Source organism: Sphingomonas sp. Sphisp66 (assembly GCF_047324325.1).
Classification (GTDB): domain Bacteria; phylum Pseudomonadota; class Alphaproteobacteria; order Sphingomonadales; family Sphingomonadaceae; genus Sphingomonas.
Window position 1 is genome coordinate 3,281,853 of the sequence record NZ_CP168508.1, and the last position, 13,171, is coordinate 3,295,023.

A 13,171-nucleotide genomic window follows, 5' to 3' on the forward strand; every position below is an offset into this window, starting at 1 on the left:
CTCGCCCATTTCCTGAAAAAGCCGTGAGATCGTATCGGGCTTTATTTGCGTATCCCTCTGCCCGGCCCTAGTTTCGGCACCACGCGCGATGGCGTCTGCCCGCGCGCGCTCGGGGGCGGGAATCGTGATGCGTATCGTTCATCGAAGCCGAGCCCCGGCAGCTCCGACGCACCGGTGATGCGCGCGGCCCGGCTCGGTCTTCTCGGCATCGCCCTCCTGCCCCTGGCCTGGTGCCCGGCTGCCCGGGCGCAAGCCGAGGCCGAGGCGCCGCCACAATCCAGCCCGGCCGCGAGCGAAGCAGGGAAGGACGGCGAGGTCCGCAAAGAGAATGAGATCGTCGTCACCGCCAACCAATATTATGGTCAGGCCAGCGTCGCGACCGAGACCGAGTTCGGCGAGGCGGAGATCGCCGGCCAAGGCGCCGACACTATCCAGGGGCTGCTCGATCGCCTGACGCCCTTCATCGATCCCGCCGGTAACGAGCCCGTCCTCCTGATCAACGGGCGCCCCGCCGAAGGCGATCGCTCGATCCTTTCCTACCCACCCGAGGCGCTGAACCGTATCGCGGTGCTCAAGCCCGATGCCGCCGCGCGCTATGGCTATGCTTCCGACCGGCGCGTGGTGAACCTGGTCCTGAAGAAGCACTTTTCCAGCATGAACCTCGATGCCGGCGGCTGGACGGCAACGCGGGGCGGCCAATATGGCGGCGAGCTGTCCGCCGGGCGGGTGGCGATCGACGGGCCGTCACGCTGGAGCGCCACCGCCCGGATCACGCAGGACAGCGCGCTGCACAAGAGCGCGCGGGACATCGCGCCCGCCCCCGGCATCTTCGACGGAACCGGCATGGTCACCGGCCCGGCCGGCGGGGAGATCGACCCGGCGCTCAGCCTCGCCGCCGGCCGTCCCATCACCCGCGCCGCCATCCCGTCGGGCGCGGAATGGCAGCAGCCCGGCCTCGCGGATTTCGCCGCGGCAGCCGACCGCACCGCCCCCGTCGATCCCAACGCGTTCGAGACGCTGCTGCCGTCGAAGCGCGCGCTGCTGTTCAACGCAGGCGTCAGCCATCCGCTCGGCGCATTCACCGCATCGCTGAACCTCAATGCGAGCAGCACGGAGACCAACGCGCTGCGCGGCCTGCCGATGGCCTCGGTCGTGCTGCCCCCCGGCAATCCCTGGTCGCCCTTCTCGGGCGACGTCCTGCTGGTCCGCCCCCTGGCCGGCACGCGCGCGCTGCGGAACGACAACAGCGCCCGGATGCTGGGCGCCGCGCTGAGCCTGACCGGCCGGGTTTCGGGCTGGCAGCTGGCGCTGTCCGCCAGCTATGCCCGCAACTGGAGCGACAGCCTTCTCGAGCGTGGCATAGACGTGCCCCAGGTGCAGGGCCTGCTCGACGCCGGCGAGCCCGGCTTCAATCCCTATGGCCCGTGGAGCAGCAAGCTGCTGCTGACCGACCGCAACCATTCGCAGGGCGAGAGCATCTCCGCCCGGCTGAACGCGATCGGGAAAATGCTCGACCTGCCGGCCGGGCCGCTCACCGCGAATGCCACGATCAATCTCGGCCACAACACGCTGGAAAGCAGGATCAGCACCTCGTCCGCCGACACGCTGGTCATGACCCGGCAATCGAGCCGGATCGACGGCCAGCTGTCGCTCAACCTGCCGATTTCGAGGCGCACCAGAGGTGCGCTCGGGCCGCTGGGCGACCTGACGATCGACCTGATCGCCGGGGGCCAGGCGATCTCGGGCGCCAGCCTGCAGAAGCGCTACGGCGCAGGCTTCACCTGGGCCCCCGCCCGCTTCGTCCAGCTGCGCGGCATGCTGGAGAATGTCGATGCGGCGCCGACGCCCGAGCAGCTCGACGCGCCGGTGGTGACGACGATCAACCGGATCTTCGACTATGCGCGCCAGGAAGCGGTGGACGCGGTGTGGATCCTTGGCGGCAATCCCAGCCTGCGCCGCGGCACGCGCCAGAACCGTTCGCTGACCGCGATGCTGCGCCCCCTTTCCGACCAGATTCTGACCCTGAACTTCGGCTATGCGGAGCAGGTCGCGAAGGGCGGCGTGGCGCCCTTCCCCGAGCTGACCCCGGCGATCGAGGCCGCCTTTCCGGAGCGCATCGTCCGGGACGCGACGGGCCGGCTGGTCTCGGTCGATGCGCGCCCGATCAACCTGGTCGGCGAGACCAGCGCCGACTTCAGCTCGGGCGTCGCGCTGCGCCTGCCGGGCCGCCGCGCCGGCCCGGCTCCGCAAGCCGCCGCCGATCCGATCAACTGGACGCTCTCGCTCAACTATCGCCGGCGCCTGAAGAGCGAGTTGCGCACCCGCCCGGGGCTTCCGGTGATCGACCAGCTCGGCGACGACAGCGGCCAGTCGCGGGACCGGCTGTCGCTGCAGCTCAGCGCCGGCAAGCGGGGCATCGGCGCCAGCCTGAACGGAAGCTGGAGCAGCGCCGCGCGCCTGCGGAACCGCACCTCGCCCGGCAGCGACTATCGCTTCTCCGCCTGGTCGACCCTCAATCTCTCGGCCTTTGTCGAGCCGGAACATCTGCTGGCAAAGACCGGTCACGCTTGGCTGAAGGACATCAAGCTCTCCTTGGAGATCCGGAACCTCTTCAACGGATATCGCCGGGTACACTTGCCCGACGGCAGCATTCCGCTGGGATACAGCCACGACGAGATCGACCCGCTGGGCCGGACCGCGCGCCTCACGCTCCGCAAGCGCTTCTAGCCGGGCGCCTCGTCCCGGTACGTAAATCTACTGCGTTAAGCATCAGAAATAGAACAGCAAATCCGCTACCTCCCCGGTTCCTCTATCAGGGAAGAGAGGGGGAACGTCTGGTCCGGCCGGCCGCGCGGAGCCCTTCGCAAGGAGTGCAAGGGGCGAAATGCCAGCGACGAGATCCCGAAGTCTGTTTGTGAAGGCGGTGCTCCTGCCCAGCGCCGGAGCCGTGCTGCTCCTCGCGCTGATGGTGGGTGCGGTGCTGCACTTCGCGACGGCGGGCTCGGATGACGCGGCCGAGCAGCGCCAGGTGCGGATTGCCACAATGGCGGTCGCGAGCGCGGTGGTGGCCGTGCGCAAGGATCAGGAAGCCTCGACCTATTGGGACGATGCCGTCCGCCAGGTTCGGCACAAGCCCCTCGACCTTGGCTGGATCGACCAGAATCTCGGCATCTGGTTCCACAGCTATTACAAGCATGACGAGACCTATCTGCTCGATGCGGGGGAACACCCGATCTACGCGATGCGGAATGGCCGGCGCGCCAGCCTGGCAGACTTTGCACAGGTAGCACCGCGCGCAGTTCCGCTCATCCACACCCTGCGCGCGCAACTGCGCCGCGGCGATCTGCGCCCCGCCAGCGACCAGGAGCAGACGCCGGGCGCCAGCACGATCGCAATCGTGCGCGGCCATCCCGCGATCCTGAGCCTGAAGCCGGTCATCTCGGAGACGGGCAAGCTCCCGCAAGCGGCCGGCTCCGAGCATCTCCATGTGAGCGTCCGCTATCTCGACGGCAGCTTCCTTGGCGAACTGGCCGTGCGCTACGGTATCGAAGGCGCGCATATTCTCGCCCTGCCCGCCACCAGCGCCAGCGTTCCCCTGCGCAACGCACAGGGAGCGGTGATCGGCTATCTCGCCTGGCATCCGTTTCGTCCCGGCCTGGCGGTCGCGCAGCACATGACGACCGTCCTTCTGCTCGCCCTCGCGCTTGTCGGCGCGATGTTGGCCTGGCTGCTCGGGCGCAACCTGCGGGCCCGGCTCCAGCTCGAGACCAGCCGCGCCCAGGCGCAGCATCTGGCGTTCCACGATCCGCTGACCGGGCTGCCCAACCGCACGCTCTTCAACGACCGGCTCGACCATGCGCTGGCCCGCGCACGCCGCGGTGGCGGCGCCACCTTGCTGTTGCTCGACCTCGACCGGTTCAAGCATGTCAATGACAGCTTCGGGCATCAGGCAGGCGACGCGCTGATTCGCGAATTCGCCAGCCGGCTGAGCGGCCTGCTTCGCGAGGAGGACACGATCGCGCGGCTGGGTGGCGACGAATTCGCCATCCTGCTGCCGACGCTCGCGGGGGGCGACACGATCGACCGGCTGTGCCAGCGCATCCTGAACGCCGTGCACCTGCCGTTCGAAGTGTTGGGCAACCAGGCATTCGTCGGCGTCAGCATCGGGATCGTCCAGGCGCCGCTTGCCGGATCGGAGCGGATCGACCTGCTGCGCAAGGCCGATATCGCGCTCTACAGCGCCAAGGCCGAGGGCCGGGACTGCTACCGCCATTTCAACGCATCGATGGACGCGACCGTCCAGCTGCGCGGCGCGGTCGAGGAGGATCTCCGCAGCGCGCTGGCGACCGGCGACGGGCTGGCGCTCCACTACCAGCCGCTGGTCGATGCCGAGGGCGCCATGGTCGGGGTCGAGGCGCTGATGCGCTGGACCACCACCGCGCACGGCCAACTGCCCCCCGCCCAGGTGATCCCGATCGCCGAGGAGACGGGGCTGATCATCCCACTGGGCGAATGGGTGCTTCGCGAGGCCTGCACGGTCGCCCGGCGCTGGCCCGACCTGTTCGTCGCGATCAACTTGTCCCCGGTCCAGTTCCGCACGCCGGGCTTTGTCGACCGGGTCCTCGATATCGTCCGCTGCTCCGGCGTGCGGCCCGAGCAGCTGGAACTCGAAGTGACCGAGGGCGTGCTGATCGACGATGACGATCTGGTCCGCGCCGGGCTTTCCCGATTGCGTGGCGGCGGCCTCCGGATCGCGCTCGACGATTTCGGGACCGGCTATTCCTCGCTGAGCTATCTGCGCAAGTTCGAGGTCGACAAGATCAAGATCGACCGCAGCTTCATCCAGCATCTCGGGCACACGGTCGATTCCGCCGCGATAATCCATGCGGTGGTCACGCTCGGCCACGCCATCGGCCTGACCGTCACCGCCGAGGGTGTGGAGACCCGCGAACAGCAGCGTTTCCTCACCCAGGCCGGCTGCAACCAGATGCAGGGCTATCTCTTCTCGCAACCCGTGCCGGCGGACGAGATCGAGAAGCTGCGGACCGCGAACGCCGCGCTGCGCGCCGCCTGATGGATCTGCGCCCCGCCGCCCTGTTCCTCGCCGCGGCCGGGCTCGCAGCGCTGCCCGGCCGCGCCGCTGCGCAGGTGGAGGCGAGCGGCGAGGCGGCCCTGGTGTCGGACTATCGCTATCGGGGCGTCTCCCTGTCCGGCGACCGTCCGGCGCTCCAGGCGAGCATCGAGGCGGAGAGCAGCGGGCTGTATGTGGGCGCCTTCGGATCCTGGGCGCAGGGCGGGCAGAAATCGGCCAGGCTCGAGCTCGATGGGATGCTGGGCTATCGCCGCGCCCTTGGCCAGCGGCTGGCTATCGACGCCGGCCTTGCCTGGTATCACTACCCCGGCGCGCCGGACTGCGACTATGGCGAGGCGACGCTCGCGCTGAGCCGGGAGCGCGGAGGCACGGCCCTTCGGGCCGGCATCTCCTATGCCCCACCCCAGCCCGCGCTGCTCGACGCCAGCGGCAGGCGGCGCGGCAATGCCTATGGCTTTGCCGGGCTCGACCAGGCGGTAGCGGGCACTCCGCTCAGCATCGGTCTTCGTGCAGGCTATGAGTCCGGCCCGTTCGACGGCAGCGCCCGGGGTGGCAAGCTCGACTGGAGCGCGAGCGTCACGGTGACGCGCGGCCGGTTCCGCCTGTCGGGCAGCTATGTCGGGGCTTCGCGCGCAGACGCCGCCAGCGGGCGCCGCTCCGAACGCGCACTGCTATTGACGCTGGGGCTGGGTCTTTGACTGGGCTGCCGAAGTGCGCGTCGCGCGGCTCTTATATTCTCCCGAGATTAACGCATTGTCGTGGAGCGATTTTTAACCGCTCTACTTCTATCGAAGTTCTTGGAGGGGACTGCGACCAGCGAGTGTCGAATGGAAACGCATGATTGGGTTCCGGGCCAGGGCGAGTATCTTCACCGGTCTGACATGGCCGAATTCGTACCGGTGCCGCCCGCCCATCTGGATTCGCGTTCCGGCACCGCGGACGGCGACGATCTGAGCCTTTCGCCCGAGGATCTGGAAGAGGCCTTCGCCATCGCACAGATGGGCGTCTGGCGCTGGCGGGTCGGGACGCGCGAATTCGCCTGGTCGCGCGAGCTCTTCCGCATCGCCGGGCGCGATCCCGGCAGCTTCACGCCGACGCTCGACAACACGCTGGCCTGCATCCATCCCGAAGACCGCGAGCCGGTGCGGGAACGGCTGCTCGCCGCGCTGAAGGAATATGATCGCATCGGCCGCGAATTCAGGATCGTGCGCCCGGACGGCAGCGAGCGCCATTGCTGGGCGCGGATCAGCCCGATCAGCCGGAACGGCCGGGTGGAAGCGATCCGCGGCGTGCTGCTCGATCTGACCGAACGGCGGCTGGCCAACCTGGCGCTCGAGCAGAGCGAGGAGCATCATCGCAACACGGTCGAGCTTTCGCCCCACATCCCCTGGACCGCCGATCCGGCGGGCAATGTCCTCACCGTCAGCGGGCGCTGGATCGCGCTTACCGGCCTTCCCGAGGCGGCGGCGCTGGGGACGGGCTGGCTGGAGAGCATCCATGAGGAGGACCGCGCGCAGTTCGTCGCGGCCGTCGCCCAGTCGCTGGCCACCACCGCGCCGCTCGACGTCAAGGCGCGCCTGCTCTGCGGCAATGGCGAGGTGCGCTGGCTCCGCTCGCGCGCCTTTCCGAAGCTGGATGCCGCCGGCCAGGTGGTGCGCTGGTACGGGCTCAGCGAGGATGTCGACGCGCAGGAGCAGACGCTGACCCGGCTGCGCGAGAGCGAGGAGCATTTCCGCTACACGGTCGAGCTCAATCCGCAGATCCCGTGGACCGCGGATCCGCAGGGCAACATCCTCGACGCCGGGCCGCGATGGGACGAGCTGATCGGCATGCCGCCCCAGCGCTGGGTCGAGGCGCTGCATCCCGACGATGTCGACGCCACCCTCGCGCAATGGGGGCATTCGCTGTGCACCGGCGCGCGCGTCGACCTGCGCTATCGCCTGCGCGGGCGGGACGGCAGCTATCGCTGGTGCCGGGTCCGCGCCGGGCCGCGCTATGCGGAGAATGGCGAGATCTTCCGCTGGTACGGCGTGGTCGAGGACATCGACGAGCAGACCGTGGCGCAGGACCGGATCAGCTGGAGCGCCAGCCATGACGCGCTGACCCAGCTGCCCAATCGCGGGCTGTTCGACACGCGGCTCGCCGAGCAGCTCGCCATGGCCGACGCCGAGGGCGAGGCGCTCGCGCTGTTCGTGCTCGACGTCGATCATTTCAAGCAGATCAACGACACCATGGGGCATGATGCCGGGGACGTCGTGCTGCGGACCCTGGCCGATCGGCTGCGTGCCTCCGTCCGCCCGATGGACACCGTCGCCCGGCTGGGCGGCGACGAGTTCGCGCTGATCCTGCCGGGGGTCGGCACGCGCGAGGAAGCCACCGCGATCTCGGAGCGCATCCTCGAGCGGCTCCGCGATCCCGTCTTCCATCGCGGCGCCAAGCTCGACTGCCGCGCCAGCATCGGGGCGAGCCTCTTCCCCGCCCACGGCACGACGGCCGGCGACCTGCTCAAGCATGCCGATCTTGCGCTCTACTCGTCCAAGGCGCTGCGCCGCGGCGAGCTGCTCGTCTTCGCGCCGCACATGCGCGAGGAGATGCAGCAGCGGGTCACGATGACCAATATCGCGCGCACCGCGCTGCAGGAGGATCGCGTCCGGGCCTTTTATCAACCCAAGGTCGATCTGCGCACCGGCGAGATCGCGGGGTTCGAGGCGCTGGCTCGGTGGGTGGACGACAGGGGCAAGGTCCATCTGCCCGCGACCATCGCCGCGGCGTTCGACGACCATGAAGTTTCGACCGCGCTCACCCAGCGCATGCTCCGGCTGATCGTCGCGCAGATGCGCGACTGGCGCGACCGGGGCATCGCCTTCGGCCATGTCGCGCTCAACGCCTCCACCGCCGACCTCCAGCGCGCCGATTTCGGCGATTCGATCCTCGAATTGCTCCACCAATCCGGGCTTTCACCCGCACTATTGCAGCTCGAAGTGACGGAAACCGTATTCCTCGCCCGAAACCCCGAACGCGTCGAAGCCGCGCTGCGCATGCTGAACCGGGAGGGGATACGGGTCGCGCTCGACGATTTCGGGACGGGCTATGCCTCGCTCAGCCATCTCAAGCAGTTCCCCGTCGATATCATCAAGATCGACCGGAGCTTCGTCTCCGACGTCCGCAGTGACGCGCAGCATTCGGTCATCGCGGAAGCGGTGATCTCGCTTGGCAGGAATCTGGGCATCGAAGTGGTGGCCGAAGGCATCGAGACCCAGGCCCAGGCCGACTGGCTGTCGGAAGCGGGCTGCCGCTTCGGCCAGGGCTTCCTCTTCTCGCCCGCGGTGCCCGCCGGCGAACTGCGCTATCTCACCGATAGTCCGGCGATCCTGGTCCCACACCCATAGCGTACAGTCCTTTCCTTCCTCAAAGGAAGCAGAGGGCCAAGGCGACGGCGGTCATCGGCATCCACGGTGCCAAGGCGCGTGCCGGCCAGCGCGAAAGCACGAGGACGAGGACCACGCCGCTCACCGACAGCAGGGCAAGCCACGCCGGGACAACCTGGTAGGGGCCGAAGCGGAGCAAGGCGGCGATGAAGGAAGCCAGGAGCAGGAGCCAGCCGATGATCCGCGCGCGCGATCGCTCCGCGGGCGCCGTACGCGCCTTCCGCCCCCTGCTCCGTGCGAGATTGGCGAAACCGGCATAGCCGAACAGGGCGACTTCAAGCGACATCCATGGCCTCCCGGACCTCAGGCACGGCAAGGGGCACGCGCCGGCGCGGCTGGGCCGCATCGGCTGGCCGCCGGGCCAGCCGCCAGGCCGCGAAGCCGAGCACCGCCGCAAGCAGGCCCATGGTGCCGTCGAACGCGAGGAAGAAGCCGTCAAACGCTCCCCGGCCCAGAGTGGCCAGATCCACGATCGGGATCGCCGCGAACAGCAGGGCGCTGAGCGCCAGCGTCTCGATCCAGGCCCGACGGGCCGGACGCAGGAGCGACAGTCCGGCGAGCCCGAACCAGGTCCAGAACATGACGGAGACTTCGAGGTCGGCGCGGCCAGCCAGCGTCGGCGGCAATAATCGGTTGGCGAGCAGGAATGCGGCCATCCCCGCGGGCAGGCACGCGATCGCACCGATATTGAGCCGATCGACGAGCGACAGGCCGAAAAAGGGCTTCGCGCCCGGCTTGCGCCGCTTCACCGCCCATAGCACCAGGCCCGTTGCAACCATCGCGCAGCCGGTCAGGCCGAGCAGGAAGCAGACCCAGCGCAGCAGCGGCCCGGCGAACCAGCCCAGATGCAGGCCAAGCATCACGCCCGCAGTCTCTATCGCCGGACCCGGCGGAGGAGACGCGGACAGGCGCTCGCCGGACACGCCGGCATAGGTGATCGATGCGCTGCGAGCGTTGAGCCTGTCATCGCTCGAGCGGAGCAGCGTGACGGTGGAGGACGCATCGTCGGGATTGCCGATGATGATACGCGAGACGCGGGCGCCCTGCCATTCCGCCGACGCCGCCTCGACGAACCGCCCCATGTCGGCGAGCTGGCCCAGCCGGCCCGAGGCCTTCTGGTTCGCGGTATCGGCATAGAGGCTCGCGGAGAAGGCCGCAGGCTGGGCATAATTGGCCAGGATCGGCCAGGGCATGTACATCACCACCAGCGTGATCAGCCCGGTATAGGTGATCATCGCATGATAGGGCAGCGCCAGCACCGCCGAGACATTGTGCGCATCGAGCCAGCTGCGCTGCCCCTTGCTCCAGCGCAGCGTGAAGAAGTCGGCGAAGATGCGCTTGTGGGTGATCACGCCCGACAGGATCGCGCCGAGCATGAACATTGCGCACAGCCCGGCGAGCCACCGGCCCCAGGGGTGCGGCAGCTGCAGCTGGAAATGGAAACGATAGAAGAACTCGCCGCCGCGGGTCTCGCGTGCCTCGACGGGAACCCCGGTGGCGGGATCGAGGCGCGTCTCGGGCCGGCGCGGGGCGCGCGGTGCCTTGGGGTCGGGATTGGGCCGGGCGCGCGTGAAGACCCGGGTCGCGAGCGTCCGGTCGTTCGGAAGGTAGATCGTCCATTGCTCGTCATGCGCCGCGTTCTTCTGGAGCCAGTCGACAGCTGTCCGCGCGGCTTCGGCATTGGCGACGGGGCGCGGCCGATACTCGGGCTGCATCCAGCGGGTGATCTCGGGACGGAAATAGCTCGCGGTGCCGGTGACGAACATCGCGAAGAGAATCCAGCCGGCGAGCAGCCCCAGCCAGCCATGGATCCACGCCATCGACTGGCGCACGCCATTGCCCTTCACGGCCGGACTCCCAGCAGAAAGGCCGCCCCCCCGGCGATCACGGCCGTGCCCCAGATCACGCCGGCGACCCGCGCGAGCCGTGGCTCATGGAACGCCCATAGCCCGAATGCGCCATAGAACAGGAAGGAAAGGATCATCCCCCAGCCAGTCGCCTCGACCCGCGCGACCGGCAGCAGCCGGGCCAGCAGCGTCGCCAGCCCCGCCGCAGCGGCATAGCCGCCGACCAGCGCGGTCAGACAGCGCCCCGCCATCGACCATCCCTGCCCGCCAAGCTGGGCGCTCGCCATTCCCTTCCCCTTTTTCCCGTCTTGCATCGGCTGCGGTTCGTCTCTAGCGGCAATTGCAAATCGTTAGCAATAACAAAGGGGGTTTTGTGACCGGTAGTTTCCGTCGCTCGATGTTCCGTGGGTTCCTGATGCATTCGGCGCTGGTGCCGGCGCTGGCGCTCCTGCCGGCCCCGGCCCATGCCGAGGACGGTCCGGAGGATGACAAGGCGCAGGATTCGACGATCCTGGTGACCGGCCTGCGCGAGAAGCAGACCGGTTCGGGCACCAAGACCGACACGCCGCTGATGGAAACGCCGCAGACCATCACGGTGATCGACAATGACGAGCTGGTCCGGCGCAACGCGCTGTCGATCAACCAGGCGCTCGGCTATGTCGCGGGCGTTGCGCCCAACCAGCGCGGCGGCATGGTCACGCGCTACGACCAGCTCATCCTGCGCGGCTTCGCGCCGGGCGTGTATCTCGACGGCATGCGCCTGCTCGCGGGCCCCTATTCGACCCCGCAGATCGACTTCAACCGCATCGACCATATCGATGTGGTGAAGGGCCCGGCGTCGGTGCTTTACGGCAACTCGACGCCGGGCGGCCTGGTCAACCTGACCAGCAAGATGCCCGAGAAGATCGCGTCCGGCCGGTTCGAGCTGCAGCTCGGCAATTACGACACGATCCGCGCCGTGGCCGATATCAACCAGCCGCTCGACGCGGATGGCCGGTGGCTCGCCCGCATCGTCGGCGGCTGGCAGAAGGGCGACGGGCTGACCCGCGGCACCTTCTCCGAACGCTATCATGTCAGCCCGATGCTGACCTTCGCGCCCGACGATGCGACCAGCCTGACGCTGATCGCTTCCTATCAGCGCTCGCCGAGCGGCGGCGGCTATTCGGGCGTCTCGGCTTATGGCTCGGTGCTGCCCAACCCCAATGGCAAGCTGCCACGCGACATCAATACCGGTGATCCCGGCTATGAGCGCTACGACCACCGCGCCAAGTCGATCGAGGCGCTGTTCCGCCACGATTTCAACGAGCATCTCTCGTTCCGCTCGAGCGCGCGCTTCCAGAACAACTGGCTGAGCTATCGCCAGCTCTATGTGGCCGGCTTCGCGACGACCGGCACGGGCGTGAACCGCAACACCGATTATTCGACGATCATCCGCGGCGGCGGCGGCGCGGACGAGAATTTCGACACGCTGACGCTAGACAACAGCTTCAACGCCAAGTTCGAGACCGGGCCGCTCAGGCACAATGTGCTGGCGGGCATCGATTATCAGCATATCGCCGGCGAGAATTTCCAGCAGTTCAACACCGGCGTGACGGCCAATCCGGTCACCAGCATTCCCAATCTCAACCTGTTCAACCCGGTCTATGGCGGCACGCTGCCGAGCTTCGACCTGACCCAGCTGTCGGGCGCCTATACCAACAGCTACAGCAAACGCGACCAGGTCGGCGTCTATCTGCAGGACCAGATCGCGATCGGCCGGCTCCAGCTGATCGCGAGCGGGCGCTATGACTGGTACGACCAGACGACGCTCAACAAGCGCAACAATGCGATGACGCCGTTCAGCCAGACCGCGTTCACCGGCCGGCTCGGCGCGCTGTACGAGCTGCCGTTCGGCGTCTCGCCCTATGTCAGCTATTCGGAATCGTTCGAGCCGCAGACCGGCGCCACCTGGGACGGGGTGCCGTTCGATCCGGTCACCGGGCGCCAATATGAGGCGGGCATCAAGTTCCAGCCGCGCGGCACCAATGCGCTATTCACCGTCTCGGCCTATGACCTGCGCCGCCAGAAGGTGCCGGTGGGCGACCCGCGCGCCGGAACCAACGGCATCCCCTCGACCGCCCAGATCCAGATCGGTGAGGTACGTGTGCGCGGCCTCGAGTTCGAGGGCCGCGGCGAAGTGACCCCGGGGTTCGACGTGGTGGCCGCCGCGGCCTATACCGACGCGATCATCACCCAGGGCGCGCCCGCCGTCGCGCCAACCGCGACCAACAGCGGCACGCCGACCACCACCGGGACCCGCCAGCTCGGCACGCCCGAATGGACCGCCTCGACCTTCCTGTCCTATGATTTCGGCAAGAGCGGCCGCGTTGCCGGTCCGCTTGCCGGGCTGAAGGCCGGCTTCGGTGTCCGTTATGTCGGCGGATCGGACGGCACGACCGCCTACAAGGTGGTCAGCAACGTCACGACCTTCGAGCGCTTCACCACCGAGAGCTTCACCCTGGTCGATGCGATGCTCGGCTATGATCTGGGCAAGGCGACGCCTGCGCTGGGGGGCTTCTCGCTCGCGATCAATGCATCGAACCTGTTCGACAAGAGCTACATCTCCGCCTGCCCGTTCAGCAACAGCTGTTATTTCGGAGCGGGACGGACCGTGATCGGATCGCTGCGCTTCCAGTGGTGAGCGGGGCATCGGGCGCGCGGCCCGGTCCCTCAACCCCTGACGCGCAAGCTCCTGGGCAGCCGGATTCCGGCTTCCCAGGAGCACGCGATCGGGTTTTGCCGGTCACCCGTCTGGGCATGACGGT

Annotated in this window: 8 protein-coding genes; 5 read left to right on the top strand and 3 right to left on the bottom strand. The window is 68.2% G+C overall.

The genetic code is table 11. The features are described from left to right. Nucleotides 1–177 precede the first annotated feature (177 nt). From ACEN8G_RS14880 to ACEN8G_RS14895, 4 genes are all read left to right on the top strand, one after another. On the top strand, nucleotides 178–2,727 hold the full coding sequence (locus ACEN8G_RS14880; protein ID WP_413414205.1) for a hypothetical protein: 2,550 nt from the start codon (nucleotides 178–180) through the stop codon (nucleotides 2,725–2,727). A gap of 196 nt (nucleotides 2,728–2,923) precedes the next feature. Continuing rightward, complete coding sequence (locus ACEN8G_RS14885) at nucleotides 2,924–5,074, top strand: putative bifunctional diguanylate cyclase/phosphodiesterase (protein ID WP_413740612.1); 2,151 nt, start codon at nucleotides 2,924–2,926, stop codon at nucleotides 5,072–5,074. Then, entirely contained in the window at nucleotides 5,074–5,790 is a 717-nt protein-coding gene (locus ACEN8G_RS14890) for a TorF family putative porin (protein WP_413414208.1), read from the top strand. The genes ACEN8G_RS14885 and ACEN8G_RS14890 overlap by 1 nt, the downstream gene beginning before the upstream one ends. A gap of 183 nt (nucleotides 5,791–5,973) precedes the next feature. Then, nucleotides 5,974–8,481: an EAL domain-containing protein gene (locus ACEN8G_RS14895; RefSeq protein WP_413414209.1), complete on the top strand. Its 2,508-nt coding sequence runs from the start codon at nucleotides 5,974–5,976 to the stop codon at nucleotides 8,479–8,481. Between the two features lie 19 nt (nucleotides 8,482–8,500). Here the strand turns inward: ACEN8G_RS14895 and ACEN8G_RS14900 are convergent, their stop codons facing one another. From ACEN8G_RS14900 to ACEN8G_RS14910, 3 genes are read right to left on the bottom strand one after another with little or no spacing between them, the layout of a single operon-like run. Then, the gene (locus ACEN8G_RS14900) at nucleotides 8,501–8,806 is read right to left on the bottom strand and encodes a DUF3325 family protein (RefSeq protein ID WP_413414210.1); all 306 of its coding nucleotides are present in this window, start codon (nucleotides 8,804–8,806) and stop codon (nucleotides 8,501–8,503) included. Next, nucleotides 8,796–10,367, bottom strand: coding sequence for a PepSY-associated TM helix domain-containing protein (locus ACEN8G_RS14905; protein ID WP_413414211.1), 1,572 nt, complete (start codon nucleotides 10,365–10,367; stop codon nucleotides 8,796–8,798). The genes ACEN8G_RS14900 and ACEN8G_RS14905 overlap by 11 nt, the downstream gene beginning before the upstream one ends. Further along, nucleotides 10,364–10,618 carry an iron transporter gene (locus ACEN8G_RS14910; protein ID WP_413414212.1) on the bottom strand — a complete coding sequence of 85 codons (255 nt, stop codon included), beginning with the start codon at nucleotides 10,616–10,618 and terminating at the stop codon, nucleotides 10,364–10,366. Before ACEN8G_RS14910 ends, ACEN8G_RS14905 begins: the two co-directional genes overlap by 4 nt. Nucleotides 10,619–10,740: 122 nt before the next feature. Between ACEN8G_RS14910 and ACEN8G_RS14915 the strand changes: the two genes are divergently transcribed. Next, on the top strand, nucleotides 10,741–13,047 hold the full coding sequence (locus tag ACEN8G_RS14915) for a TonB-dependent siderophore receptor (protein ID WP_413414213.1): 2,307 nt from the start codon (nucleotides 10,741–10,743) through the stop codon (nucleotides 13,045–13,047). Nucleotides 13,048–13,171 lie beyond the last annotated feature (124 nt).